31 protein-coding genes are annotated in these 22,882 nt (G+C 64.1%); 17 read left to right on the top strand and 14 right to left on the bottom strand.

Annotation, left to right across the window (positions count from 1 at the left end; genetic code table 11):
- Window positions 1-251 precede the first annotated feature (251 nt).
- The gene (locus tag NKJ11_RS32600; RefSeq protein WP_128305608.1) at window positions 252-1,199 is read right to left on the bottom strand and encodes a substrate-binding domain-containing protein; all 948 of its coding nucleotides are present in this window, start codon (window positions 1,197-1,199) and stop codon (window positions 252-254) included.
- 363 nt (window positions 1,200-1,562) lie between these two features.
- Between NKJ11_RS32600 and NKJ11_RS32595 the strand changes: the two genes are divergently transcribed.
- Genes NKJ11_RS32595 through NKJ11_RS32585 form a run of 3 tightly spaced genes read left to right on the top strand, consistent with a single transcriptional unit; the run spans window position 1,563 to window position 2,861 of the window.
- A complete protein-coding gene (locus NKJ11_RS32595; protein WP_127326556.1) occupies window positions 1,563-1,751 on the top strand; it encodes a type II toxin-antitoxin system HicA family toxin in 189 nt (62 codons plus the stop codon).
- 5 nt (window positions 1,752-1,756) lie between these two features.
- Entirely contained in the window at window positions 1,757-2,158 is a 402-nt protein-coding gene (locus NKJ11_RS32590; protein WP_128305606.1) for a type II toxin-antitoxin system HicB family antitoxin, read from the top strand.
- Window positions 2,159-2,162: 4 nt separating this feature from the next.
- Window positions 2,163-2,861, top strand: a complete 699-nt coding sequence (locus NKJ11_RS32585) for a RibD family protein (protein WP_352443114.1) — start codon at window positions 2,163-2,165, stop codon at window positions 2,859-2,861.
- Between the two features lie 90 nt (window positions 2,862-2,951).
- Here the strand turns inward: NKJ11_RS32585 and NKJ11_RS32580 are convergent, their stop codons facing one another.
- On the bottom strand, window positions 2,952-3,842 hold the full coding sequence (locus NKJ11_RS32580; protein ID WP_352443115.1) for an SDR family oxidoreductase: 891 nt from the start codon (window positions 3,840-3,842) through the stop codon (window positions 2,952-2,954).
- A 91-nt stretch (window positions 3,843-3,933) separates the two neighbouring features.
- Here NKJ11_RS32580 and NKJ11_RS32575 point away from each other — a divergent pair, with 91 nt between their 5' ends.
- Complete coding sequence (locus tag NKJ11_RS32575; RefSeq protein WP_352443116.1) at window positions 3,934-4,767, top strand: helix-turn-helix transcriptional regulator; 834 nt, start codon at window positions 3,934-3,936, stop codon at window positions 4,765-4,767.
- 41 nt (window positions 4,768-4,808) lie between these two features.
- Here the strand turns inward: NKJ11_RS32575 and NKJ11_RS32570 are convergent, their stop codons facing one another.
- Window positions 4,809-5,261 (bottom strand): SRPBCC family protein, encoded by a 453-nt coding sequence (locus tag NKJ11_RS32570; RefSeq protein WP_352443117.1) that lies wholly within the window; start codon window positions 5,259-5,261, stop codon window positions 4,809-4,811.
- Window positions 5,262-5,422: 161 nt separating this feature from the next.
- On the opposite strand from NKJ11_RS32570, the gene NKJ11_RS32565 reads away from it, so the two are divergent.
- Window positions 5,423-6,175, top strand: a complete 753-nt coding sequence (locus tag NKJ11_RS32565) for a pseudouridine synthase (RefSeq protein WP_352443118.1) — start codon at window positions 5,423-5,425, stop codon at window positions 6,173-6,175.
- Between the two features lie 118 nt (window positions 6,176-6,293).
- Window positions 6,294-6,695, top strand: a complete 402-nt coding sequence (locus tag NKJ11_RS32560) for a VOC family protein (RefSeq protein ID WP_352443119.1) — start codon at window positions 6,294-6,296, stop codon at window positions 6,693-6,695.
- A 31-nt stretch (window positions 6,696-6,726) separates the two neighbouring features.
- Here NKJ11_RS32560 and NKJ11_RS32555 read toward each other — a convergent pair whose 3' ends face one another.
- A complete protein-coding gene (locus NKJ11_RS32555) occupies window positions 6,727-7,308 on the bottom strand; it encodes a histidine phosphatase family protein (RefSeq protein WP_352443120.1) in 582 nt (193 codons plus the stop codon).
- Between the two features lie 208 nt (window positions 7,309-7,516).
- Here NKJ11_RS32555 and NKJ11_RS32550 point away from each other — a divergent pair, with 208 nt between their 5' ends.
- The 3 genes from NKJ11_RS32550 (at window position 7,517) to NKJ11_RS32540 (ending at window position 8,864) form a co-directional block, all read left to right on the top strand.
- Window positions 7,517-7,966 carry a universal stress protein gene (locus NKJ11_RS32550; RefSeq protein ID WP_352795100.1) on the top strand — a complete coding sequence of 150 codons (450 nt, stop codon included), beginning with the start codon at window positions 7,517-7,519 and terminating at the stop codon, window positions 7,964-7,966.
- A 107-nt stretch (window positions 7,967-8,073) separates the two neighbouring features.
- Window positions 8,074-8,349 (top strand): type II toxin-antitoxin system TacA family antitoxin, encoded by a 276-nt coding sequence (locus NKJ11_RS32545; protein ID WP_352610826.1) that lies wholly within the window; start codon window positions 8,074-8,076, stop codon window positions 8,347-8,349.
- Complete coding sequence (locus NKJ11_RS32540; RefSeq protein WP_352610827.1) at window positions 8,346-8,864, top strand: GNAT family N-acetyltransferase; 519 nt, start codon at window positions 8,346-8,348, stop codon at window positions 8,862-8,864. Before NKJ11_RS32545 ends, NKJ11_RS32540 begins: the two co-directional genes overlap by 4 nt.
- Window positions 8,865-8,878: 14 nt before the next feature.
- Here NKJ11_RS32540 and NKJ11_RS32535 read toward each other — a convergent pair whose 3' ends face one another.
- Complete coding sequence (locus NKJ11_RS32535) at window positions 8,879-9,628, bottom strand: sulfite exporter TauE/SafE family protein (RefSeq protein ID WP_023813267.1); 750 nt, start codon at window positions 9,626-9,628, stop codon at window positions 8,879-8,881.
- A 21-nt stretch (window positions 9,629-9,649) separates the two neighbouring features.
- On the bottom strand, window positions 9,650-9,856 hold the full coding sequence (locus tag NKJ11_RS32530) for a hypothetical protein (RefSeq protein WP_023813266.1): 207 nt from the start codon (window positions 9,854-9,856) through the stop codon (window positions 9,650-9,652).
- A gap of 138 nt (window positions 9,857-9,994) precedes the next feature.
- Here NKJ11_RS32530 and NKJ11_RS32525 point away from each other — a divergent pair, with 138 nt between their 5' ends.
- The 8 genes from NKJ11_RS32525 to NKJ11_RS32490 all read left to right on the top strand — a co-directional run bounded on the left by NKJ11_RS32525 (window position 9,995) and on the right by NKJ11_RS32490 (window position 16,274).
- Entirely contained in the window at window positions 9,995-10,858 is an 864-nt protein-coding gene (locus NKJ11_RS32525) for a LysR substrate-binding domain-containing protein (RefSeq protein WP_352551420.1), read from the top strand.
- 132 nt (window positions 10,859-10,990) lie between these two features.
- The gene (locus tag NKJ11_RS32520) at window positions 10,991-11,491 is read left to right on the top strand and encodes an Lrp/AsnC family transcriptional regulator (protein ID WP_023813263.1); all 501 of its coding nucleotides are present in this window, start codon (window positions 10,991-10,993) and stop codon (window positions 11,489-11,491) included.
- A complete protein-coding gene (locus NKJ11_RS32515) occupies window positions 11,488-12,651 on the top strand; it encodes a saccharopine dehydrogenase family protein (protein WP_352610828.1) in 1,164 nt (387 codons plus the stop codon). Before NKJ11_RS32520 ends, NKJ11_RS32515 begins: the two co-directional genes overlap by 4 nt.
- Window positions 12,652-12,760: 109 nt before the next feature.
- Window positions 12,761-13,549, top strand: coding sequence for an ABC transporter substrate-binding protein (locus NKJ11_RS32510; protein ID WP_023813261.1), 789 nt, complete (start codon window positions 12,761-12,763; stop codon window positions 13,547-13,549).
- A gap of 105 nt (window positions 13,550-13,654) precedes the next feature.
- Window positions 13,655-14,326 (top strand): amino acid ABC transporter permease, encoded by a 672-nt coding sequence (locus NKJ11_RS32505; RefSeq protein WP_023813260.1) that lies wholly within the window; start codon window positions 13,655-13,657, stop codon window positions 14,324-14,326.
- Window positions 14,323-14,997, top strand: coding sequence for an amino acid ABC transporter permease (locus tag NKJ11_RS32500; RefSeq protein ID WP_023813259.1), 675 nt, complete (start codon window positions 14,323-14,325; stop codon window positions 14,995-14,997). The genes NKJ11_RS32505 and NKJ11_RS32500 overlap by 4 nt, the downstream gene beginning before the upstream one ends.
- Window positions 14,998-15,023: 26 nt before the next feature.
- Window positions 15,024-15,782 carry an amino acid ABC transporter ATP-binding protein gene (locus NKJ11_RS32495; RefSeq protein WP_023813258.1) on the top strand — a complete coding sequence of 253 codons (759 nt, stop codon included), beginning with the start codon at window positions 15,024-15,026 and terminating at the stop codon, window positions 15,780-15,782.
- 186 nt (window positions 15,783-15,968) lie between these two features.
- Window positions 15,969-16,274, top strand: coding sequence for a hypothetical protein (locus NKJ11_RS32490; RefSeq protein WP_352795099.1), 306 nt, complete (start codon window positions 15,969-15,971; stop codon window positions 16,272-16,274).
- 234 nt (window positions 16,275-16,508) lie between these two features.
- Here the strand turns inward: NKJ11_RS32490 and arsK are convergent, their stop codons facing one another.
- From arsK to NKJ11_RS32450, 8 genes are all read right to left on the bottom strand, one after another.
- Window positions 16,509-17,738, bottom strand: a complete 1,230-nt coding sequence (gene arsK, locus NKJ11_RS32485; RefSeq protein WP_352795098.1) for an arsenite efflux MFS transporter ArsK — start codon at window positions 17,736-17,738, stop codon at window positions 16,509-16,511.
- On the bottom strand, window positions 17,731-19,152 hold the full coding sequence (locus NKJ11_RS32480) for an NAD(P)-binding domain-containing protein (protein WP_502905828.1): 1,422 nt from the start codon (window positions 19,150-19,152) through the stop codon (window positions 17,731-17,733). The genes arsK and NKJ11_RS32480 overlap by 8 nt, the downstream gene beginning before the upstream one ends.
- A gap of 50 nt (window positions 19,153-19,202) precedes the next feature.
- Entirely contained in the window at window positions 19,203-19,523 is a 321-nt protein-coding gene (locus NKJ11_RS32475) for an ArsR/SmtB family transcription factor (protein ID WP_127294920.1), read from the bottom strand.
- A gap of 63 nt (window positions 19,524-19,586) precedes the next feature.
- A complete protein-coding gene (arsC, locus tag NKJ11_RS32470; protein ID WP_352795096.1) occupies window positions 19,587-20,009 on the bottom strand; it encodes an arsenate reductase (glutaredoxin) in 423 nt (140 codons plus the stop codon).
- A complete protein-coding gene (gene arsB, locus NKJ11_RS32465) occupies window positions 20,006-21,115 on the bottom strand; it encodes an ACR3 family arsenite efflux transporter (RefSeq protein ID WP_502905827.1) in 1,110 nt (369 codons plus the stop codon). The genes arsC and arsB overlap by 4 nt, the downstream gene beginning before the upstream one ends.
- Window positions 21,116-21,163: 48 nt before the next feature.
- Window positions 21,164-21,496 carry an ArsR/SmtB family transcription factor gene (locus NKJ11_RS32460; RefSeq protein WP_352443134.1) on the bottom strand — a complete coding sequence of 111 codons (333 nt, stop codon included), beginning with the start codon at window positions 21,494-21,496 and terminating at the stop codon, window positions 21,164-21,166.
- 70 nt (window positions 21,497-21,566) lie between these two features.
- The gene (locus NKJ11_RS32455; RefSeq protein WP_352795095.1) at window positions 21,567-22,268 is read right to left on the bottom strand and encodes an RES family NAD+ phosphorylase; all 702 of its coding nucleotides are present in this window, start codon (window positions 22,266-22,268) and stop codon (window positions 21,567-21,569) included.
- A complete protein-coding gene (locus NKJ11_RS32450) occupies window positions 22,262-22,684 on the bottom strand; it encodes an antitoxin Xre/MbcA/ParS toxin-binding domain-containing protein (protein ID WP_352443136.1) in 423 nt (140 codons plus the stop codon). The genes NKJ11_RS32455 and NKJ11_RS32450 overlap by 7 nt, the downstream gene beginning before the upstream one ends.
- Window positions 22,685-22,882 lie beyond the last annotated feature (198 nt).

Raw genomic sequence — 22,882 nt, 5'->3', positions numbered from 1 at the left:
TCGACCTCAACCTCTGCAGACGATAAGTGACAAAACTGTTCGCGATGTCCTCGCACACCTGTTCGCGATGTCTCCGGTCCAAACAGGGGGGAGATCGGCAGCTTTGCTGGTAGCGCTTTTCCTGCGGTGTGGAGATTGGCGAAAGCAGGACGGACAGCCAATCTCCCCGCTTGCGGGGGAGATGTCCGGCAGGACAGAGGGGGGTGCTGTCCCACCGGCTTTGCCAATCGGCCGATCCCCGCCAAATCGCCCTACTTCGTCTCGCCAATCCTCTCCGCCTTGTCGAGATTGTCCTTGCCGATGACGATCGGCGTCAAAAGCACCAGCTTCTCCTGCGGCTCGGTCTTGTCCTTGGCAAAGGCCACCGCGATGCGCACCGCGGTGCGCGACTGCTCGCCGGGAAACTGCTCGACGGTGCCCGCAAGCTTGCCGTCGCGCACCGCGACCAGCGCTTCCGGCAGTGCATCGAAGCCGTAGATCTTGACGTCGGTGAAGTTGCGAGCGGCGCAGGCCTCCATGGCGCCGAGCGCCATGTCGTCATTGGCGCAGACGATGGCGTCGGGCTTGCCGTTGGCGGCAAGGCCGGCCTCAGTCACCGACAGCGCCTCGGCGCGGGCGAAGTTGGCGGTCTGCTCGAAGACGATCTGATACTTGTCCTTCAAGGGATCGAGCACATTGTGCACGCCCTTGTTGCGGTCGATCGCCGGGCCGGCACCGGGTTGGCCCTGCAGATGGAACAGCTTGGCGCCGTTCGGGAACGCCGCCACCACGGCGTTGGCTTCCGCCTCGCCGCCCTTCACATTGTCGGCGCCGACATGCGCGAGGATGCCCTCGACGCCGTCGACGCGGCGGTCGATCGTCACTACGGGAACACCGGCCTTGACCGCTTCCTCGATGGCCGGCGCCAGTGCGTTGACGTCGAGCGGCGAGATGACGATGGCGTTGACCTTCTGCACCAGGGCGGCCTCGATGTCGGCGGTCTGCTTGGTGGCCGAGTTCTGGCCGTCGCTTTCGGTCAGATTGACGCCTTGCGTGGCGGCTTCCGCCTTGATCTCGTTCAGCATGTGCACGAAGAACGGAAAGCCGAGACTGGGCACCGAGCCAAGGATGGTGAGCTTGTCCTGCGCAAACACCGAGGGCGCGGCAACCATCATGGCGCCGAAAGCCGCGGACGACAGCAGGAATTCACGTCTGTTCATGGGATCCTCCTCCACAAGGACGCACGCCCGAAAACCGGATCGGTTTCAGGAAGGATCATGCGTCGGTTCAAAGTGTGGAGCATCCTCCCTGCGCCCGAAAACGCATGCCGCTCCAGCTGGCCGCCGCTGTAAAAAGAGCCTCCCACCGACGCCTGCACAGGGATGCTAACCCAGCGCCAACCATTTGTGCAACCTCGATATAACAGCGCCGTCCGGCAAATTATCGGAATTGTCGGATTTTTGGATCGTGCGGCATGCTTCCCAGCACAGTAGACACGGCGCTTCGCCTCCTGCGGCCTATTTGGCGTTGACTGACTTCATATTCCTTGTTGAAAGGCCATCATTAAATGTGTATAAATACACATGAAAAGCGCCGACATTATCCGCCTGTTGGAAGCTGATGGGTGGGTTGAAGTTGCCCGAAGGGGCAGTCATGCGCAATTCAAACACCGCGACAGGCTAGGGCGGGTCACCGTCCCTCATCCCAAGCGCGATATTCCAATAGGCACCCTGCGCAGCATCGAAAAACAATCTGGACTGAAACTGAGGTGACGGCCATGAAGCAGTATATCGGACTTATCCATAAGGATGCCGACAGCGACTTCGGTGTGTCTTTCCCTGATTTCCCAGGCGTGATTACCGCCGGCAAGGATCTGGATGACGCCCGGTCCATGGCTGAAGAGGCCCTCGCCCTCCACATCGAAGGGTTGGTCGAGGATGGCGGGGCTGTTCCTGAACCCTCCAGTTTGGAGGCTGTGATGGCGGACGCCGATAATCGCGACGGTGTTGCAATCCTGGTCTCGGCCCAGACCCAGACCAGGAAAACAGTGCGTATCAACGTGACGCTTCCGGACGACATTCTCCAAAGGATCGATGCCTTTGCCGAAGCTCATGGCTATACCCGATCCGGGTTTCTCGCAAAGGCCGCTGAAAAAGTGATGGCGCTTGAAGCGGCGTGACCCGATGAAGCCGCAAATCATCTGCCATATGCTCGCATCACTCGACGGCAGCCTTCATCCAAGCCGCTACACGACAAGTCCGGACGGGACCCGGGCGGAGTGGTCGAGCCTCTACGAGCATATCCACAATGATCTCGCGGCTGACGCCTGGATCGTCGGCCGCGTCACCATGGCCGAGATGAGCAAGGCCGGCGCGCATCCGCCGGCCAATACCGGCAAGGTCGACCGGCCCTATCATTTCGCGCAAAGGGATGCGGGCAGTTATGCCGTGGCGCTCGATGCCTCGGGCAAGCTTCATTTTTCCAAACCCGACATCGGCGGCGACCATGTCGTGGTGCTGCTTGGGCGTGACGTTGCCGACAGCCATCTGGCCGAGCTCGCATCCGACGGCGTGTCCTATATCGTCGCGGAAACGGCGGATATGGATCTCGCCGCGATGGTCGAGGTGCTCGGACGCGAACTCGGCATCCGCCGGCTGCTGCTCGAGGGCGGTGCCGGCATCAACGGCTCGTTCCTTGCGGCCGGGCTCGTCGATGAACTGAGCCTTCTCGTCGCACCCGCGATCGATGGACGGGCCGCGAACCAGGCGTTCGTCGAGTTCGGCGAGAGTGGCCTGCCGGGCAAGATGCAGTTGTCCCTGAAGAGCTGCGAAGCGCTGGCGCATGGACTTGTCCATCTGCGTTACGCAGTTACTCCTGGATGAGGGCTGACCGCCTCGTACAGAAGGGCCGGCAATCTGACTGAAGATTACCGGCCCCTGTATCGTCAGCTTCAGCGCCGATGCTTCAGTCGATCAAGCAGCGTATCGCATGGCGTCGAGATCGGCGATCAGCGTCGGGCCGGTCGGATGCCAGCCAAGCCGTAGCTGGGTCAGCGCGCTGGAGGCCGGCAGATCCATCGGCGCGAACATCGCCATCCAGCCGAAATGCTCCGCCGCTCTTTCCGGCGCGATGGAAACGACCGGCAATTTCAGGCCCCGGCCAAGCGCCTCGGCGATGGCCCGCACCTCGACGCCTTCCTCGCCGACCGCGTGATAGCGCGCGCCCGGTTGCCGCTTTTCCACGGCCAGCCGGTAAAGCCGCGCGACGTCGAGGAGATGGCCCGCGGAGAAGCGGTTGCGGCCTTCGCCGACATAGGCCGAGACGCCTTTTTCACGCGCGATTTCGATGAGCGGCGAGATAAGCCCTTGCTTGACCGGATTGTGGACCTGCGGCAGCCGCACCACCGACACATTGATGCCGGCGTCCAGCAAGGCATTGCCGGCCAGCTCCGAGGCGATGCGCGGATTGGGATGGCCGGGATTGAAGACGTCCTCGATCGCCAGTTCGCCATGCCCGGGGCTGCCCATGCCGACGCCGGAGGTGATCACCAGCGGCCGGTCGGAGCCGGCCAGGGCGGCGCCGAGTGCGGCGATGACGCGCTTGTCCTTTTCGCAATTTTCGGCAAACCGCGAAAAATCGTGGTCGAACGCTGTGTGGATCACAGCCTCCGCCTTGGCCGCGCCGTCGCGCAGCCCCTCGGGATCCTCGAGCGTCCCCCGGAGCACTTCGGCGCCCGCGGCGGCCAGCGCCTCGGCGCCGGCGTCGGAGCGGGTCACGCCGACCACCTGGTGGCCCGCCTGGATGAGTTCGGGAACCAGCGCCGAACCGATGAAACCCGTCGCGCCGGTGAGAAAGATACGCATGCAAAATCTCCTGCACTAGTTGCCTGCGTAATATTGCTGGTCTATTATTCTATTAAAGTAGTGATCTTATCATGGTATAATGACTAACAGGATGCCCTCCAATTCCGCCGGCTCGCTGGCAGCGTTCCTCAAAGACCGGCGCACGCGGCTCGATCCGGCTTCCTTCGGCTTTTCGGGCCGCCGACGCACGCCGGGACTGCGCCGGGAAGAGGTCGCCCAGCGCGCCAACATAAGCCCGACCTGGTACACATGGCTGGAGCAGGGCCGCGGCGGCGCACCCTCGGCCGATGTCCTCAATCGCATCGCCAAGGGGCTGCTGCTGACCGAGGCGGAACGCGAACATCTTTTCATGCTCGGGCTGGGGCGCCCGCCCGTGGTCCGCTACAGAGGCGACGAGGGCGTCAGCCCCCGGCTGCAGCGCCTCATCGACACACTCGATGCCAGCCCCGCCATAGTCAGGACCGCCACCTGGGACGTCGTTGCCTGGAACCGCGCCGCGCGGGTCGTGCTGACCGACTACAGCGCCCTGCCCGAAGGCGAGCGCAACATCCTGCGTTTCATGTTCCTGCGCCCCGTCATCCGCGCCAAGCAGCACGATTGGAAAAACCTCGCCCGTTTCGTGGTCGCTTCGTTCCGTGCCGATGCGGCACGCGCCGGCGCTGTCTCCGAGGTGCGCGAACTCGTCGACGAGCTCTGCAGCGCCAGCCCGGAATTCGACGCGCTGTGGCGGGAAAACGACGTGCTCAGCCACGGCGACGGGACAAAGCGCCTGAAACACCCGGAACTCGGCGATATCGAGCTGGAATATTCGGGCTTCGCGGTCGACGGCCGGCCGGATTTGAGCCTGACCGTCTACAACCCGGTCGACAGCGCCGTCGCCGACCGCATCCGCGCGCTGGCTCTCGCCCGACACCCCAAAGAGTAAGGGCCGGACGACCCGTCCGCGGGGATGACGCCCGCCCTCCTTCAAGCGCGCTCGCAGACCGCCTTCAGGATTTGCAAGGTCGGACCCCAGTAGAGATTGGCGTGCGGACGGATCGCCGGTTCGGCGAAGTCGCTGAGCGTCAGCGTCAGCTTCGTCCCCCCATCCATCGGCGCCAGATCGAAGCTGACCACGGTGTGGTTTTCGGGCACGTCCGCCAGCCGCGAGGCCGACAGCGTGCTCCAGTAGCCGTACGCGAAGCTCTTTTCCGGCTCAAAAGCGCGGATGGTGCCATGGTTCTCGAACGGCATTCCGTGCAGCAGTCCGCGCATCACGATCGCGCCGCCGGCATGCCCTTGCAGGCTGACGGTCAACTCCTCGTCGGACATCCATTGCGGGATCATTTCTGGCGTCGTCAGTATCCGCCCAACCTTGGCCGGCTCGGCACCGATGACGACTGTCTTGGTGATCGGCGAGATGTCGGGAGACTCACTCATGCGAAGCAAGTTTATCGCGGATGCGGCGGCGACAATATCGCCGGTCCAAGAACCGCGGATGCCGCCACTGCCCCCTTGCTTTGCGCACGATTGCAGCAGCGCGTCTTGCGAAGCCATTGCAGCCCGTGGCATTTGTCGGCTCCACCAGCACAGACGGCAGCATGACACCACGGCAGACACGACAAAGCGGCAGGCAGGCGGCGCCCGGCGTCAGCCTGAACCGGGCGCTGTCGAAGCTCGGCCTGTGCTCTCGCACGCAGGCCGAGGTGCTGATCGCCGAAGGCCGCGTGCGTGTCGGCGGCAAGGTCGTGCGCGATGCAGCCCTGCGCGTCGACCTCGACCGCGACCGCATCGTTGTCGACGACAGGCCGGTGGTTGCCGAGCGCAAGGTCTATCTCGTCCTCAACAAGCCGCGCGGGCTGGTCACCACCCGCGACGACCCGCAACAACGCGACACCGTCTATGCCTGCCTGGAAGGGCTCGACCTGCCCTTCGTCTCCCCGGTCGGTCGCCTCGACAAGGCGAGCGAAGGCCTGCTGTTGATGACCAACGACACCCGGTTTGCCAACCGGCTGATGGATCCGGCCTCGCATTTGCCCAAGACCTATCACGTGCAGATCGGCATGGTGCCGGACGCAGCGATGCTGGACAAATTCCGCGCCGGCGTGACCGTTGATGGCGAGACCCTGAGCGCCAGTTCGATCGAATTTTTGCGCAGCGGCGGCCGCACCGCCTGGCTGGAGATCGTACTCGACGAAGGCCGTAACCGCCACATCCGTCGCCTGCTCGCCGCGCACGGCGTCGAGGTTCTGCGCCTCATCCGCATCGCTATCGGCCGCCTGCCGCTCGGCGACCTCGCCAAGGGTACGGCACGGCATTTGACGCCGGAGGAACTGGAGCTGCTGGCGGGGTGAGCCCCGCCTGCGCTGGTGCAGGCGCACAGCAATCCTTCCTGACGGAAAGCTGTCAGGAGGCCTGCCCTATAGGTCGGATGGGAGCCCGCCACGGCTTCAACGATCAGGAGCCAAAGCAATGAATTTCGTCTCTATCCGCATCATCACTTCGGACGTTCAGCGCCTCGTGCGCTTCTACGGCGAGATCACGGGCATGCCCGTGACGGTCTACACGGAAGACTTCGCGGAACTGGCGACACCGGCCTGCACGCTGGCGATTGGCAGCACGCGCACCTTGAAGCTGTTCGGCGGCGACATCGCCCGCCCCGCCGACAACCGCACCGTCATCCTTGAGTTCCGCGTCGGCGACGTCGATGCTGAATTCGCCAGGCTCTCGGACCTCGTCAGGAATGTTACTGTGCAGAAGCCAACCACAATGCCCTGGGGCAATCGCTCGCTGCTGTTTCGCGACCCCGATGGCAATCTGTTGAATTTCTTTACGCCGGTGACCGCCGAAGCGATCAAGAAATTCGACAGATAGGGCGGAAGCGGCGCCGCTGGCCAAAGCCGCCCTATTTCTGGTTCCATTTCCGGATGACCGGCTCGCTCAAATCATGCTCGTAGCCGAGCACGCTGATGCTGGCTGTTTCGAGCACGAGCAGCGCGCCGCCTTCGGGCGGCAGCCCGATCCAGCGCGCCGCCAGCACGCGCAAAAAATGCGCGCTGGAAAACACCAACATGTCGGCATTGGCCTTGCGTAACCCGTCAATGATCCTGTCGGCCCGCGCGCCCACATCGGCCGCCATCTCGCCCTTTGGACAACCATCGCGAAACACATTCCAGCCGGGGCGCTCGGCCAGGATCTGTTTTGTCGTCAGCCCCTCATAGGCGCCATAGTCCCACTCCTGCAGATCGTCTTTCTTGACGCTCTGCGCGCCGAAGCCGGCCAATACGCTGGTGTTGTAGGCGCGCTGCGACGGGCTCGACCATACGGCCGAAAAGGACAGGCCCTTGAGCCTATCCGCGACGCCCCGCGCGGCGGCCTCGCCAACCGGGGTCAACGGCATGTCGGTGCGGCCGGTATGCTGCCCCGAAAGGCTCCATGCCGTCTCGCCATGCCGGACCAGATGGATTTGGGGATACACGCTGCTCATGAGATGCCTTTCGATGTGGTCCGGCACCTTAAGCGACGATGCGGCAAAGGGGAATCCGCTTGGTACAAAACTGCGTGGTCGCCTGGCCTTGATCCGCGGCGGGCCGGCCCTGTGATCATCCTGGTGCCGCAACTATATCAAGGCCAGCCTCTACAAGGCTCCCGCCACCACAAGGGCACGGGCCCTTGCACAACAAGTCGAGATCATCATGTACAAACATCTGCTCATCGCCACGGACGGATCGGAACTGGCCGACAAGGGCGTTGCCCACGGCCTGACATTGGCCAAGGACCTCGGCGCCTCCGTCACCTTCGTTACCGTCTCGGAACCATTCCCGATCTTCGCCTGGGGCGGCGCCATGGCCGGCTATGCCGCCGGCGATGAGCTCGTCGCCTACAAGGAAGAGGCAGGCCGCTATGCCAAGGAAGTGCTCGCCAAATGCAAGGCGTCGGCGGACGCCGTTGGCGTGGCCGCGGAGGTGGTCCATGTCGAGGACAAGCGGCCCGCCGAAGCCATCCTGGAACTGTCGCAGGCCCTGCGCTGCGACCTGATCGTCATCGCCTCGCACGGCCGTCGCGGACTGGGCAAGCTGCTTCTCGGCAGCCAGACGGCGGAAGTGCTGTCCTACACGGAGATTGCGGTGCTGGTGGTGCGGTAACAGATTTGGCCCAGCGCGCTCCTCACATGCCCGTGAGGCTAAAGCGACAGGATTTATATTGTACGGATTCAATCCGTACCATATAATAGCAGACAAAGGAGATAGCCATGCCTCGCAACGTCGGTGATAACGGTCGAATCGATTTCCGGATTCTGCCCGAAGCGAAAGCCGTGATCGCACGTGCGGCCGCCTTGTCGAATGTCGGCCTGACCGAGTTCGTTACGCGCTCCGCACTGCGTGACGCCCAGGCTGCGATCGAACGCGCCGAACATCTTGCGCTGTCAGAACGGGACAGTCTGCGCGTCCTCGACCTGCTTGAAAACCCGCCCTCCCCGACCAACCGCCTTATCCGCGCCGCCAAAGCCGGCCAGACTCTCGCGTGAACTCCGTCACATGGCAAGAAGTGCCGATCGGGAGACAACATAACCGTGCCGCCTTCGACTGTGGCGACGCGGACCTCAACATCTATTTGCAGCGCTTTGCGCGTCAAAGTCATCAAAGCGGTGGCGCAAAAACTTTCGTCGCCGTGACGGCGCAAGATCCTTTGCGCATCCTCGGCTTCTACTCTCTCAGCCCGGCTTCGATCGACTTTGCCAGGACCCCGGCAGTCGCCAAACGCGGCCTTGGCCGCTATGACGTGCCGGTCTACCGTCTGGGTCGGCTCGCCGTAGACCGTACGATACAAGGCCGCGGCCTTGGCGGCGGTTTGCTGCTCGCCGCCGGGAAGCGCTGTATGGCAGTCGCGGAGGAGCTCGGCGGCGTTGCCTTGCTAATCGATGCCAAAGGTGACCAGGCTGCCCACTGGTATGAAGGTTACGGTGCGATCCGTCTGGATGACGCGCCGCTGTCCCTGGTCCTGCCTTTCGCCGCGATCGCCAAGGCGAGAGCTGCATTCTGAACGCCTGCCGCAAGCTACAGAATACCGTCCTCCACAAGATAGACACCCAGCGCCAGCAATCCGACGAAGAAGACTTTCCGGAAGGTCTCGATGCTCATCCTCCGGCGCAATGCCTGGCCGGCGAACATGCCGGCCAGCGCCGGCGCAAGGGCTGCGACCGATCCCGCCAGTTGCGCGCTCGGCGACGCCAGGGCACCGGTCCTGAACAGCCCGATGGCGAGCGCCGCCGTCGACACGGTGAAGGATAGGCCGAGCGCCTGGATCAGGTCTTCTTTCTCCAGCCGCAGCGATTGCAGATAGGGCACTGCCGGGATGACGAAGACGCCGGTGGCGCCGGTGACCAGCCCGGTCGCCACCCCGACCAGCGGTGACATCAAGGCTTCGTGGCGCACCGGCGTGGTGAAGCCGGCCTTGGCGAGGCCGAGGATCGCATAGAGCACCAGTGCGGCGCCCAGCCCGGCCGAAGCCGCGCCCGTATGCGTGCCGGTCAGCAGCCCGGCACCGGCAACGGTGCCGAGCATCACGCCGGCCATCATCGTCCATAGCCGCTTACACAGGCCGCCGAAGGACGGGCCGGTCAGCAATTGCCAGAGATTGGTGACCAACGACGGGATCAGCAGCAGCGCCGCGGCCTGCGCAGGCGGCATCGTCACCGCCAGCAGGCCCATCGCAACGGTCGGCAGCCCCATGCCGACGACGCCCTTGACGAAGCCGGCGGCGAGGAACACGGCGCCGATCCAGGCGAGGACGCCGGCGCTCAGCATGGTCGTATCTTCAAGGCGGGATCAGTCATGCAGCAGCATATCGGTTGCGTCGGCATCCAGGCTGGCGGCCTTTGCCGGCGCCGCATCGCGGCTGGTGGATACGACCGTCGCCGCGCATCCCCGCAGGCCTGATCCCGCTGGCGCCATGGCAAGGCCAGCCACGGCAATGGCCAGCACGATCGCCGTGCTTTCGAGAATGCCGAGCCGGCCTGACGTCCGTTTGTTCATCACAATTCTCCTTCGAAACTGTTTGACGAAGATCCCGGCCGATCACAATGTGGAAGTTGTGCTGCCAACCTTCGGCCAGGACGAAGGCTGGAGGGCCGATCGCCTTCCCGGGCGCTGAATATTCGCAGGAGCAAAAGAATGCGCTTCGATCTGGTCGATCTCCGCCTGTTCCTGCTGGTGGCCGAACGCGGCAGCATCACCCATGGCGCCGAGCTTGCCGGCCTGGCCCTGGCGTCGGCCAGCGCCCGCATCAAGGGCATGGAGGAGCGGCTCGGCGCGCCGCTCCTGGAGCGCCGCCGCCGTGGTGTGGTGCCAACGCCGGCGGGACAGGCGCTGCTGCATCATGCGCGCGCCGTGCAGAACCAGATCGAGGCCATGACCGGCGATCTGGCCGCCTATGCCACCGGCCTGCGCGCCCGCGTCCGGCTGCTGGCCAACACCGCCGCTACAGCCGAGTTGCTGCGCGACATCCTGCCGGCTTTCCTTGTCGCCCATCCCCAGATCGACATCGATCTCGACGAGCGCCCCAGCCATGAGATCGCGCAAGCCGTGGCCAATGGTGCGGCCGATCTCGGCATCGCCGCAACCTGGGCCGGCCTGTCGCATCTCGAACAGAAACCGTTCTTCACCGACCGGCTGGTGGTGATCGCCGCGCGGAACCGGCCCGGCCTTGAAGGCCGCACCGTCAACCTCACTGAGGTTCTCGGCGAATCTTTCGTCGGCCTCAGCACCGGCCATGCGCTGCAGGAGCACATCACGCGCCAGGCGGCCCGCCTTGGCGGCCATCTGCATGTCCGCATCCGCGTGCCTGGCCTCGACAATGTCTGCCGGCTGGTCGCGCAAGGCGCCGGCATCGCCATCGTGCCGGAAAGTGCGGCGGGTCGTTCCGTGCGCACACTGCGGCTGACCGACGACTGGGCGACGCGCCAGCTCAACCTCTGCGCCCGCCGCTTCGAAGAGCTGACGCCACAGGCAAAACTGTTGGCGGCAGCGCTGGTCTGAGCCCTGACAGCGACCACCTATCACCAGTAGCGCTGAATCATTGCCTTGCTTTTCCAATATCCGTGACGTAGCTTGTTTGCACATTGGCAAAAAAATCGCCAAAGTTTTTTCCTTTTGTGAAAGACGGGGACTTTGCGAGAACATCTCGATCTGACCGATCGGCGGCTGGTCAAACAGCTGTCGCAGGATGCACAGCCGGGCATCAACCGCATCGCGGAGATATTGGCGATTTCGGTGCCGACGGTGCGCACGCGGTTGCGCAACCTGCTCGACCGCAACCTGCTCAAGATCGTCGGCCTGCTGAATCTGACCGAGCGTCCCGAGCTGATCTCGGCCATTGTCGGCATCAATGCCCAAGGGCGCGGCCGGGCCCGCGAACTGGCGCAGCGCATTGCCGAACTGCCCTTCGTCAACTCGGCCTCGGTCGTCACCGGGCGCTTCGACATCATCGTCGACGTAACCGTGGCGGGTGACGTCGCCGACCTCTACCGCGTCACTAGCGAACTGATCCCGGGTGCCGGCGAGCCCGGCGAAGTCGTGCGCAGCGAAACCTTCGTCGTCATGGCGTCCTGCAACAAATGGGTCAGCCTGCCGGAAGGCTGCTGGTCGGACGACCGCAAGGAGCCGGCATGAAGATCGCGGTACTCGGCGGCCTCGGCCTGCAAGGCCGGGCGGCAATCGCCGACCTTGTTGCCAGCGACGGCGTCGAGGAAATCGTCTGCGTCGACACCGCAGCGGATGGCCCGGCCCGGCTTGCCGGCCTGACCGATCTTGCCCGTGTGCGCTTCGTCGTGCCTGAAGGCGCGATCGGCCCGGCGCTGGCCAATGTGCTTGATGATGTCGACGCCGTCATCGACCTGTTGCCGCAGCCATTGATGCGCGAGGCGGTGCAGGCCGCGATCGCCACGCGCACGCCGCTGGTCACCACCAACTACGCCAAGTCGATCGCCGATCTGGCGCCGGCCGCCGAACAAGCCGGCGTCTCGATCATGACCGAATGCGGGCTCGACCCCGGCATCGACCTCGTACTCTACGCGCGCGCCGCCAGGCAGTTCTCTTCGATCACCGCGATCGATTCCTATTGCGGCGGCATCCCCGAGCCGAAGGCGATGGCCAAGCCGCTGTGCTACAAGGTGAGCTGGAATTTCGACATGGTCCTGGTCAGCCAGAACCGCGACAGCGTCATGATCGAGGGCGGAAAGCGCGTCGCGGTGCCGGCCGGCCAGCAGCACGAAAACCCTTTCATCCATGAGATCGAGGTCGCGGGCCTGGGCAGGCTGGAAGCGTTCCCAAATGGCGATGCGCTGCATTATGTCGAGATGCTGGAGGCAGCCAAGGGTCTGCGCCGTTCCGGCCGCTACACGCTGCGCTGGCCGGGATGGTCGGCCTTCTGGGCGCCGCTAAAGGAGCTCGGTTTCCTCTCTGAGGACAAGGTGCCCGGCACCTCCAACAGCCCGCGCGAATTCCTCGGCCGGCTGCTCGGCCCGCAACTGCAATATGGTCCCGGCGAGAAGGACCTGTGCGTGATGCGCAATGTCTTTTCCGGCCTCGAAGGCGGCCGCGCCAAGACGGTGACGTCGGACCTGATCATCGAGCGGGACCTGGCTTCGGGCCTGTTCGGCATGAGCCTCGGCGTCGGCTATCCCGCCAGCATCGTGGCGCAGATGCTGGCGCGTGGCGAGATCACCAAACCCGGCCTGCTCAACCCGCTGCTGGACGTGCCCGACGAACCCTTCTTCGACGAGCTTGCCAGACGCGGCATCAAGGTCACCGAGACGGTGGCCTGGGACTGAGGATTTTCGAACGGTGGCTGCCGCCGGCAACGGCGCTGCCGCTCAAAAAGCACCCCAAAGGGTGAAAAACAACGAAGACATGGAACAATAAAACAAGGAGGACTACCAAATGAAGATTGCCAAGCTTTTCATCGCCGGACTTGCGCTCGCCGGCCTTACCACTGCTGCCTCAGCCGGAACACTGGACGACATCACCAAGCGCGGCGAACTGCGTGTCGCCGTGCAGACCCAGGGACCCCCTTTCTCGCTGGTTGGCGCCAATGGCGAACGCACCGGCAGTTCGGTTGAACTGGCCGAACTGATGGCCAAGGAAATGGGTGTGAAAATCACCTTCCTCGATTTCGACTGGGATGGTCTGATCCCGGCGCTGCTGTCAGGCAAGGCCGACCTTCTGGTCGCTGACATGACACCGACGCTGGCGCGCGGCATGAAGGTCGCCTTCACCACGCCTTACATGTACACCGGCAGCACCGTCTTCACCAAGGCCGACAGCAAGTTCAAGACCACCGAAGACTGCAAGGCCAAGGGCACCAAGATCGCCGTGCTGCTCGGCGCCACCGGCGAGAAGGAAGCCAAGAAAGCCTTCCCCGACGCCGACATCAAGAGCTACAAGGGCGGCGGTCCGCTGCTGCTCGACGCCGTCAACAACGGCCAGGCCGATTGCGGCGTCAACGACGTCTCGGCGGTCAAGGGCCAGTCGACCGCCTATCCGGCCGGCAGCTTCACCATCATGCCGGACCTTCTGTCGAAGGAGCCGCTTGCCTTCGCCACCCGCTATGACGAGCCGGACCTGCTGGTCTGGATGAACCTGTTCCTCAACCAGGTCACCATCGACGGTCGCCTGCAGAAGAACCTCGACTACTGGGTCAATTCCGACGCCTGGAAGAAAGACCACTAAGCAGCGATAAAACCCAGGCGGTTTCGCGCGCGTCTCAAGCGCCGCGAACCGCCTGGAATTTCGCTTCATCCGTCGTTTCCTGCACTCTGGGGATTGCACCCAACGATGCTCGAAAATTTCAGTTTCCGCACCATCGTCGAATACCTGCCGCTGTTCGGACAGGGCCTGATCACGACCGTCTGGCTGTCGGCGCTGTCCTTTGTAGGGGCGCTCATCGTCGGCATCGTGCTGTGCGCCATGAATCTGCAGCGCGGCTGGCTGTTTCGTGTGCCGGCCAAGGCCTATATCGATGCGGTGCGCGCCACGCCCTTGCTGGCGCAGCTCTATTTTCTCTATTTCGGCCTGCCCCGGCTCGGCTTCGTCCTGCCGGAACTCGTCGTCGGCATCCTCGCGCTGTCGTTGAACAGCGGTGCCTATATCGCTGAAATCATTCGCGCCGGTATCTTGTCGATCCCGCGCGGCCAGGTCGAGGCCAGCGTCGCCTCGGGCATGACCTATGTCCAGCGCATGCGCCTTGTCGTCCTGCCGCAAGCCTTCAAGGTGACGATCCCGCCTCTGCTTGGCCAAGCCATCGTGCTGGTCAAGGATTCCGCCCTTCTGTCGCTGATCTCGGTTGCCGAACTGACGCGCGCCGGCCAGTTGCTCGCCTCCGACCGCTTCATGCCGGCCGAAGGTTTCCTCACCATCGCCGCCTTCTATCTGCTGCTCTATTACGGACTGAAGGGACTGGCTGGCGTCTCCAGCCGCTGGCTCGGCACGGCGGGGGCGCGGACATGATCTGGCAACAACTGCAAAGCCTCGCCGGCTCCTATCCGCTGGCCCTGCGCGGCCTCGGCATGACCGTGATGCTGTCGCTGATCAGCCTTGTGCTCGGCACCTTGCTCGGCTTCGGCCTCGGCATCCTGCGCACCGGCGGCAACCAGCTGATCTCGGGCTTGATCGGGGCCTGGGTCGACCTGATCCGCGGCACGCCGTTCCTCGTGCAGATCTTCCTGATCTTCTTCATCCTGCCGGAGTTCGGCATCGAGCTTGACGCCTTCACCGCCGGCATCATCGCGCTGACCAATCTGGCCGCCTGCTTCATCTGCGAGATCGTCGTCGCCGGCATCCGCTCGGTGCCGACCGGCCAGGTCGAGGCGGCGCTGGCGTCCGGCCTGTCGCGCTGGCAGCGCATGCGCCAGGTGGTGCTGCCGCAGGCGATGCGCATCGTGCTGCCGCCGCTGGTCGGGCAATATGTGCTGCTGATCAAGGATTCTTCGGTCGTCTCCGCCATCGGTCTCACCGACCTCACCCGCGTCGGCTGGCTGGTGGTGCAGCGTGTGCCCAACGGCCTCTTGGTCTTCTTCCTCGTCGGCGTCGGCTATTTCATCGTATGCTATCCGCTGATCATGCTGGCCCGTCGGCTGGAGCAGCGCATGGGCGCGGCACATGGCGAGGTGCAGTTGTGACTTCCAACCCCAAAGGTCCAGAAAACATGACCACAACGGGCCTTGCCAAGACCGGTATGATCGACTTTCGCGGCGTCAACAAATGGTTCGGCTCGCTCAACGTGCTCAAGGACATCACGCTCAGCGTCGAGCCGCGCGAAGTGGTCGTCGTCTGCGGCCCGAGCGGCTCGGGCAAAAGCACTCTGATCCGCTGCGTCAACGGCCTGGAGGCGATCAAGAACGGCGACCTCGTCGTCGACGGCCAACGCCTGGGCGACCCCGCCACCAACATGACGCAGCTGCGCACCGAGATCGGCTTCGTCTTCCAGTCGTTCAACCTCTACCCGCATAAGACGGCACTCGAGAACGTCACGCTAGCCCCCATCCATGTCCGCAAGATCCCGCGTGCCGAGGCTGAAAAAGCAGGCCGTGAATTGTTGGCCAAGGTTGGCCTCGCCGACAAGGTCAATGCCTATCCCGCACAGCTCTCCGGCGGCCAGCAGCAGCGCGTGGCGATCGCGCGTTGCCTCGGCATGCGGCCCAAGATCATGCTGTTCGACGAGCCGACCTCGGCGCTCGATCCCGAGATGATTTCCGAAGTGCTCGACGTCATGGTGGCGGTCGCCGAGGAAGGCATGACCATGATGGTGGTGACGCACGAGATGGGCTTTGCCCGCAAGGTCGCCCAGCGCGTGGTGTTCATGGACGCCGGCGCCATCGTCGAAAGCGGCACGCCGGACGAGTTCTTTTCACACCCCAAGACCGACCGCAGCCGCGCTTTCCTGAGCAAGATTCTCAGGCATTGATGTCACGCCTTATAAGACATGCTTCTTTTTCGGTGTATCGACGAACCTCCGTTTGGGCAATGCGGGGCTTCCGTCATTGACGACATAGCGCAAACGCGCTGCAAGCCGTGCTTCCGCTTCAGGCCAATCCTTGAGACTTACCGGAAGCCGCGCGATGAGCTTCAGTTCGCGATCGTAAAGATCCACATGGACGAAAGGAATGACGACGACAACGACAATGACTTGTCCAAAGCCTGCCAACTCGGAGAGTGGGATCGTTTTGTTTCTGAAGAGACGACGGTAGATGATGTTTTCGCCTTCGATGCTCCAACGTGCCTATTGGACAGCAATCCCGGCCACCATGAGACCGACAAGGAAAACACCGATGACCACTCCGGACCAAAGCTCGGCCGGGGTCTGCGCTTCGGGATGCGTGAAAATACCATAGATCATGGCTGCCAATGCGCCCGCGGCACCCAGACAGACCAACCATCCCAACGTTCGTTTTGCTGACCCGGTCTTGAATACAAAATCATTCTGCATAAGATTCCACTTGGTTCACTGTGACCGCGGGTAGCGGGAACCCCGCGACGCATTGGATGTTGAGCCGGTCTTCCCGGCGCTCCTTAAGAGCCAGGTTTCCGTCGGCAGTACACTGCGGTAGATGCAAAAGGGATTGCGGTCGATCCCCACTCTCAGCGTTCCGGACCCTTTTGCAGACCATCATGATCGGCGCCAGGTGCCAAGTCACGCGAGATGGGTCACGAACGCTGGCAGGCCGCCCCGCCGTCTGAGCAGCACGATGGCGAGGAAGGCGATCACGCCGCTCGCGGCGACGACGACCAGCACCCACAGCGAATTGGCGACGGATGTCCGCGCCATCATGAAGGCGAGCGCGAACGGCGCGAAGGCCGAGGTAAACTGACGGGCAGCGCTCGCCCATCCGAGCCGCGCACCATAGCCCTCGCGGCCGAAGAGTTCGAGCGGCAAGGTGCCGCCAACGATGCTGGTGAGGCCGGAACCGAGGCCGAACAGCAACACGAATACGAAGGCGCCGGGCAGCCATGGCGTGGTCAGCAACAGCGCACACAGCCCGGCTGTGAGCAGCAATGCGGCGATGACGGCGAGGTGCGTTTGCTGAAGCCGCCCGCCAAACAGCATGTTGATCAACCGGCTGGCGACCTGCGCCGGCCCGAACAGGGTCGAGACGAAGAGGCCTGCGGTTCCGAGCCCCAGCGCCGCCGTCAGCGGCACCATGTGGATGAGGATCGCCGACAGCACGAAGCCCTCGGTGGCGAACCCCGCCAGCATGAGCAGGAACGCGGTCCGGCCGCGCCGCGCATCGAGCCGCGTGCCCGCTTCATCGGGGGCGGACCCGCGCTCTTGCGGCATGACTGTTGCATGGCGGCGCGACAGGCGCATCAGCCACGCGTGGATCGGCAGGCATAGGCCGAAATTGAGAGCGGCGAACAAAAGATAGACCTCGCGCCATGTCAGATGCGCATGCAGCGCCGAAGTCAGCGGCCAGAACAGGGTCGAGGCGAACCCGGCGATAAGCGTCAGATGGGTGATGCTGCGCTGCGGTCGGGGAACCCCGATCTGCACGATCGCAACGAAGGCGGCGCTGTAGAGAACGAAGCTGGAGGCCAGTTCCATCGCCAGCAAGGCCACAACGAAGCTCACGCGGTCGGGCGCGACGGCGCACAGCGCCAGCGCCACGGCTGCCGCCACCGAGCCGACGGTCATGATGCGGCCGGCGCCGAAACGGTCGGCCCACCGCCCGGCAGTCGGCGCGAACAGGCTGCCGGCAAACAGCGAGGCCGACAGCGCGCCGAACACCCAGCCTTCCGTGAGCCCGAACTCCCCAGCCATTGCCGGCGCCAGGATCGAGAAGCTGTAATAGAGCGTGCCGTAGCCGATGATCTGGGTCAGCCCAAGCGCCCAGATCGCCTTGCGCAGGACGGATCGTTCAGGCATCGGCGCCGGCCGCTATATTCTCTCGCGTCTCGGTGGCCGGCGCGGTGGCGCAGCCGCAGCCCGATGCGCCGGTTGCCTTGGCGTCCGCATCCCTGACGCAGCAGGCATCGACAGCGGCCGGCGCGGGCCCGCCACAGCAGCCGGCGCTTGCCGCTACCGTCACGACACCGACGGCGCTGCACACGCCGGTCTCCGGCAGCACCAGCCGGACCTCGCGGGCCGCGGCATGGTCTCCGGCAATATCGGCCACCACCGAGCGGACCTGCTCGTAGCCGGTCGCCATCAGGAAGGTCGGGGCACGGCCGTAGGATTTCGAACCGACGATGGTGAAGCCCGGTTCGGGATGGGCGAGCTCTGCAATGCCATGCGCGGGAACCGTGCCGCATGAGTGGAAGTTTGGATCGATCAGCGGCGCCAGTGCCCGCGGCGCCTCGACGGCGGGATCGAGCGCGATGCGGATTTCGCTCAGGAACGACAGGTCTGGCCTGAAGCCGGTGGTGACGACGATGCGGTCGATGGCCAGGCTGAACGGCTTGCCACCCAGGCCGGCGTCGACAACAAGCCCCTCGCCCTGCGTCTTGATGCCGTTGACGGCGAAGGGCGCCAGCATGTTCAGCCTGCCATCCGCCATCGCCTGCCTGGCAGCCAGCCCAAGCGCGCCGCGTTCCGGCAACTGGTCGTTCAGCCCGCCGCCGAGCAATCTCTCGATGCTGGCGTGGCGCAGCGCCCAGAAGATTTCGGTGCCAGGCGCCGCATCCTGCAGCTCCATCAGCGCCAGCGCGACGTTGATGGCCGAGTGCCCGCCGCCGATGACCAGGATGCGCTTGCCCGCATAGTCTTCTCTCGCCTTGCCGAGCACGTCGGGAATGCCATAGGCGATGCGTGCCGACGCCTCGCCTTCGCCGGAAACCGGCAGCCCGTCGACGCCGATCGGATTTGGCTGCCACCATGTTCCGGACGCGTCGATGACGGCGCGCGCGAGAACGCGGTGTTCGCCGCCGGCATCGCGATAGCGGATGACGAAGGGCGCGTCCTTGCGACCATCATTGGCGACCTTGTCGTGTCCCTGACGGGTGATCGCGGTGACCTCGGCGCCGAGCTTCAAATTGGCGGCCATCGCGGGAAGCCGGCCAAGCGGCGTCAGATAATCGCGCACGATCTCGCCGCCGGTCGGCAGGCCCTGGCTGTCCGGCGCCGTCCAGCCGGAGCGGTCGAGCAGCGCCCGCGCCGCCGTATCGATGTTGTATTTCCATGGCGAAAACACCCGCACATGGCCCCAATCGAGCAGCGCCGCACCCACGCTTTCGCCGCGCTCCAGGATCAACGGACGAATGCCGCGCTCGACCAGATGCGCCGCGGCTGCCAGCCCGACCGGGCCGGCGCCGATGACCGCGACGGGAAGGTTTGCCATCATGTCCATAGGTTCGATCCTTCCGGTATGTTCGAATTATAAGTGCAAAAAAATCAAGCCAGCGCTTTGCCGACGGCGGGCGCGCAGACGGCGTCAGCGCAGCACTCGTCGGCGAGATAGCCGATCAGCGCATTCATGCCGGGATAGTTGGCGCGGCAGATCAGCGTCGTCGCTTGCCGCTCCTGCGTGACAAGCCCGGTGTCGACCAGCCGTTTGAGGTGATGCGACAGCGTCGAGGACGGAATGTCGAGCTTGCCCTGGACGCTGCCGACGGCAAGCCCGTCGTCACCGGCGCGCACCAGGATGCGATAGAGCTGAAGCCGCGTCGGATTGCCGAGTGCTTCAAGCTGGGCAGCTGCTTTTTCGAGTTTCATGGAAATAAACTACGCGGCACTTTTCGCGCCGTCAACTTAATTTCGAAAAATATGGAAATAACATCAGCCGGCGCGTTTGCCCGAGGCGCCTGTGACCACCTCGCCATCCTCCTTGGTGAACGCACCGATCTCCGGGTTGGGCAGGACGTCCAGCACCTTTTCCGACGGCCGTGCAAGGACGACGCCGAGCGGGCTGACCACGATCGGCCGGTTGATCAGGATCGGATGTGCCAGCAAGAAATCGAGGATCTGCTCGTCGGACCATTTCGGGTCGGCAAGGCCGAGTTCGGCATAGGGGGTGCCCTTTTCGCGCAGCAGGTCTCGCGGTGTGATGCCCATCGCGGCGATCAGTTCGACCAGCCTTTGTCGCGACGGCGGCGTCTTCAGATATTCGATCACCTCCGGCTCCTCGCCCGACTGCCGGATGATGGCCAGCGTGTTGCGCGACGTGCCGCAATCGGGATTGTGATAGATAGTCATAGTCATTTCGCGGCCCTTTCGCCGGACATGGTGTTGCGAACGGATGTTCCTTGTTCGTACCAGCCCTTGCTGTGGTTCACGATCCACACCACCGACAGCATGACCGGAACCTCGATGAGCACCCCGACCACGGTGGCAAGGGCCGCGCCCGAATTCAGCCCGAACAGCGCGATCGCGGCGGCCACCGCCAGCTCGAAGAAGTTCGACGCGCCGATCAGCGCCGATGGTCCAGCCACGCAGTGCCGCTCGCCGCTGAGGCGGTTGAGCAGATAGGCAAGACCGGAGTTGAAATAGACCTGGATCAGGATCGGCACTGCCAGCAGCACGATCACCAGCGGCTGCGCAATGATCTGCTCGCCCTGGAAGCCGAACAGCAGTACCAGCGTCGCCAGCAAGGCAATCAGCGACAAGGGCTGCAGCGTGGCAAGCAGGGCATCGAGCCCGACCTGTCCCCTCGCTGCCAGCAGCCGGCCACGAACTAGCTGCGCGACGATCACCGGCGCGACGATGTAGAGTGCGACCGACAGCATCAGCGTGCCCCATGGCACTGTGATCGCCGACAGGCCGAGCAGCAGGCCGACGATGGGGGCGAAAGCGACGATCATGATCGCGTCGTTGAGCGCCACTTCCGAAAGCGTGAAATTCGGCTCGCCGCGCGTCAGGTTCGACCAGACGAAAACCATCGCCGTGCAGGGCGCCGCGGCAAGGATGATCAGCCCGGCAATGTAGGAATCGATCTGCACGGCGGGCAGCCATGGCCGGAACAGCCAGCCCATGAAGAGCCAGCCCAGCAGCGCCATCGAGAACGGCTTCACCGCCCAGTTGATGAACAGCGTCACGCCGATGCCGCGCCAATAGGTGCCGACCCTGGCCAGCGAGGCGAAATCGACGCGCAAGAGCATCGGCACGATCATCAGCCAGATCAGCACGGCGACAGGAATGTTGACCCTGGCGATCTCGGCCGACGCGATGGCTCCGAACACGCCCGGCAGCAGATGGCCAAGCGCGATGCCCGTGACGATGCACAGTACAACCCACACCGTCAGATATTTCTCGACGAAGCCGATGCCGGGCCGCACCGCCACAGCTGCGTTCAAAGCATGATCGGTCATGATGGCTTTCCTTGTTCGAACGGCGCGCGGCGGACAGTCACAAGCCCCTCAGCAGTCACAGGTCACGGCATTGATGACGGGACGGCAGAGCTCCGGCGCGCCATTGCAGCAATCTTCCATCAGATAGGCCAGCAGGTCGCGCAAGCCGGTCATATCGGCGACATAGCGCACGGTCCTTCCGTCGCGTTCGGGACGGATCAGCCCGGCATGGGCGAGCACCTTCAGATGCGCCGACATGGTGTTCTGGATCGTGTCAAGCCTCGTTGCGATCCCGCCCGCCGGAATGCCTTCCGGGCCGGCACGCAAGAGCAGGCGGAAGACATCCAGCCGCGTCTCCTGGCCAAGCGCGGCCAGCGCGTTCAAAGTGTGCTTCTTATCCATATATCTGAATCCTTGGATTTATGGATACCTGGATATCGACTTCCCCGCCATCTGTAAAGCCTGTCCGCCGCTACGATGTGACGGCCAGCACCTTTCCCGTATCGTGCTGGCGCACGAAATCCACGCGGGCGCCGTCCCAGTGGTAGCTGTAGTGGCGGCCCTGGACTGGAATGGTAATGACATCGGGCCAGAAGATGCCGATGCAGCCGCCGCCCGGCATGCGCACGCTGTTCCATACCAGTCCGTCGCTGCCTTCGGCCCGCAGCGCCCGCCCTTCCGCCTGCGAGGCGGAATAGTCGTCCGGGTCGAGCACGCCGGGCACGGCGTTGACGTCATCGAGGTCGCGGTCGACGCTGCCGATCAGCACGCGGAAATCCGCCGTCCAGCCCGGCCCCTCGTTGGTGGCACGCATGAATTTCTGGTGGTGGTGGATGGTCTCGGCCAGCGCGACGTCCTCGCTGTCGCCGGCATAGTAGATGCCGTAGCTGCCATCCGAAAAGCGTCCCGGCCGCAGCGTCGAGCAGTGCACGAAGGGCGCCATCACGAAGCTGGCGCCGGGGCCGGAAACCCGCCTTGCGGCCGACACCTTGCCGAGATCGCCGATCTCCAACCTTATGCGCGGGTTTGTCTTCGCCTCGACGGCGGCAAGCGCCTCCCAGTCGCGGGGGTCGGCAATGTCCTCGAAGAGGTCGATGGGCGGATGGATGGAGCGGATGATGCGGAAGGTCTGGTGCCAATGGACGCCGCGCCGGACCGCAAGCCCACTCACCATGCACTACGCTCCGCATCGAGCCATTCGCGCATCGCCGAGAGATCGGAGATTTCGCCGCGCAGCATCAGGTCCAGCGCCGACTGGCCGCCGAAGGTGGCATTGGGCTTGCGTATCCAGGCATAGCCGCGCGCCGGCTCCGTGAACAGATAGCGCAGGCCCTTATGGATGCCCATCAGATGCGCCAAGCGGGTGCGCAGGTCGCGGTCGATCCTGCCGACGCCGCCTTCCTTCGCCCCAGTCTTCCAACGCGCCCAGGTCCGCGCCGACATGCCGCCGAGCAGGATGCAGGCCTCCAGGTCGGTGAGATTCCAGGCCTTGAACAGATTGACCGTGGTGCGCGCCAGCGCGCCAGCTTCTTCATCCGAGATAGCGGCTCCGACCGTGGCCGGCGTGGTGACGATGGACTGAAGCTGCATTTTGTGCCTCGCTGTTGGCAGACATATAGCATGTATTTGCCAATTGGCAAGATAAGTCCAACCGCATCTGATGGGAAGAGGATGGCGGGACGTGGCAGGGTTTGGGTTCCTCGCCCCCACGTGAGTGGGGGAGAGCGACTATCTGGGGTGTCAAGTTGCAATTACGAACTCGTTGCGCGCATCGCGTGCTTTTGCATT

It is taken from the genome of Mesorhizobium sp. M0243, assembly GCF_040321775.1.
Classification (GTDB): Bacteria; Pseudomonadota; Alphaproteobacteria; order Rhizobiales; family Rhizobiaceae; genus Mesorhizobium.
The sequence above is the reverse complement of the archived record's forward strand: the minus strand, read 5'-3'. Positions and strand labels throughout refer to the sequence as shown.

Excerpts from the sequence above, each read along its gene's own strand:
- NKJ11_RS32565 (WP_352443118.1), top strand. The coding sequence starts at position 5,423 with ATGACACCACGGCAGACACGACAAAGCGGCAGGCAGGCGGCGCCCGGC.
- arsK (WP_352795098.1), bottom strand. The coding sequence starts at position 17,738 with ATGCCTGAACGATCCGTCCTGCGCAAGGCGATCTGGGCGCTTGGGCTG.
- NKJ11_RS32570 (WP_352443117.1), bottom strand. The coding sequence starts at position 5,261 with ATGAGTGAGTCTCCCGACATCTCGCCGATCACCAAGACAGTCGTCATC.
- arsB (WP_502905827.1), bottom strand. The coding sequence starts at position 21,115 with ATGACCGATCATGCTTTGAACGCAGCTGTGGCGGTGCGGCCCGGCATC.
- NKJ11_RS32580 (WP_352443115.1), bottom strand. The coding sequence starts at position 3,842 with ATGCGTATCTTTCTCACCGGCGCGACGGGTTTCATCGGTTCGGCGCTG.
- NKJ11_RS32530 (WP_023813266.1), bottom strand. The coding sequence starts at position 9,856 with ATGAACAAACGGACGTCAGGCCGGCTCGGCATTCTCGAAAGCACGGCG.
- NKJ11_RS32600 (WP_128305608.1), bottom strand. The coding sequence starts at position 1,199 with ATGAACAGACGTGAATTCCTGCTGTCGTCCGCGGCTTTCGGCGCCATG.
- NKJ11_RS32490 (WP_352795099.1), top strand. The coding sequence starts at position 15,969 with ATGGACGAAAGGAATGACGACGACAACGACAATGACTTGTCCAAAGCC.
- NKJ11_RS32455 (WP_352795095.1), bottom strand. The coding sequence starts at position 22,268 with ATGGTGAGTGGGCTTGCGGTCCGGCGCGGCGTCCATTGGCACCAGACC.
- NKJ11_RS32480 (WP_502905828.1), bottom strand. The coding sequence starts at position 19,152 with ATGATGGCAAACCTTCCCGTCGCGGTCATCGGCGCCGGCCCGGTCGGG.
- NKJ11_RS32575 (WP_352443116.1), top strand. The coding sequence starts at position 3,934 with ATGCCCTCCAATTCCGCCGGCTCGCTGGCAGCGTTCCTCAAAGACCGG.
- NKJ11_RS32505 (WP_023813260.1), top strand. The coding sequence starts at position 13,655 with ATGCTCGAAAATTTCAGTTTCCGCACCATCGTCGAATACCTGCCGCTG.
- arsC (WP_352795096.1), bottom strand. The coding sequence starts at position 20,009 with ATGACTATGACTATCTATCACAATCCCGATTGCGGCACGTCGCGCAAC.
- NKJ11_RS32475 (WP_127294920.1), bottom strand. The coding sequence starts at position 19,523 with ATGAAACTCGAAAAAGCAGCTGCCCAGCTTGAAGCACTCGGCAATCCG.
- NKJ11_RS32460 (WP_352443134.1), bottom strand. The coding sequence starts at position 21,496 with ATGGATAAGAAGCACACTTTGAACGCGCTGGCCGCGCTTGGCCAGGAG.
- NKJ11_RS32590 (WP_128305606.1), top strand. The coding sequence starts at position 1,757 with ATGAAGCAGTATATCGGACTTATCCATAAGGATGCCGACAGCGACTTC.
- NKJ11_RS32515 (WP_352610828.1), top strand. The coding sequence starts at position 11,488 with ATGAAGATCGCGGTACTCGGCGGCCTCGGCCTGCAAGGCCGGGCGGCA.
- NKJ11_RS32500 (WP_023813259.1), top strand. The coding sequence starts at position 14,323 with ATGATCTGGCAACAACTGCAAAGCCTCGCCGGCTCCTATCCGCTGGCC.
- NKJ11_RS32555 (WP_352443120.1), bottom strand. The coding sequence starts at position 7,308 with ATGAGCAGCGTGTATCCCCAAATCCATCTGGTCCGGCATGGCGAGACG.
- NKJ11_RS32585 (WP_352443114.1), top strand. The coding sequence starts at position 2,163 with ATGAAGCCGCAAATCATCTGCCATATGCTCGCATCACTCGACGGCAGC.
- NKJ11_RS32535 (WP_023813267.1), bottom strand. The coding sequence starts at position 9,628 with ATGCTGAGCGCCGGCGTCCTCGCCTGGATCGGCGCCGTGTTCCTCGCC.
- NKJ11_RS32560 (WP_352443119.1), top strand. The coding sequence starts at position 6,294 with ATGAATTTCGTCTCTATCCGCATCATCACTTCGGACGTTCAGCGCCTC.
- NKJ11_RS32495 (WP_023813258.1), top strand. The coding sequence starts at position 15,024 with ATGACCACAACGGGCCTTGCCAAGACCGGTATGATCGACTTTCGCGGC.
- NKJ11_RS32595 (WP_127326556.1), top strand. The coding sequence starts at position 1,563 with ATGAAAAGCGCCGACATTATCCGCCTGTTGGAAGCTGATGGGTGGGTT.
- NKJ11_RS32550 (WP_352795100.1), top strand. The coding sequence starts at position 7,517 with ATGTACAAACATCTGCTCATCGCCACGGACGGATCGGAACTGGCCGAC.
- NKJ11_RS32510 (WP_023813261.1), top strand. The coding sequence starts at position 12,761 with ATGAAGATTGCCAAGCTTTTCATCGCCGGACTTGCGCTCGCCGGCCTT.
- NKJ11_RS32525 (WP_352551420.1), top strand. The coding sequence starts at position 9,995 with ATGCGCTTCGATCTGGTCGATCTCCGCCTGTTCCTGCTGGTGGCCGAA.
- NKJ11_RS32545 (WP_352610826.1), top strand. The coding sequence starts at position 8,074 with ATGCCTCGCAACGTCGGTGATAACGGTCGAATCGATTTCCGGATTCTG.
- NKJ11_RS32450 (WP_352443136.1), bottom strand. The coding sequence starts at position 22,684 with ATGCAGCTTCAGTCCATCGTCACCACGCCGGCCACGGTCGGAGCCGCT.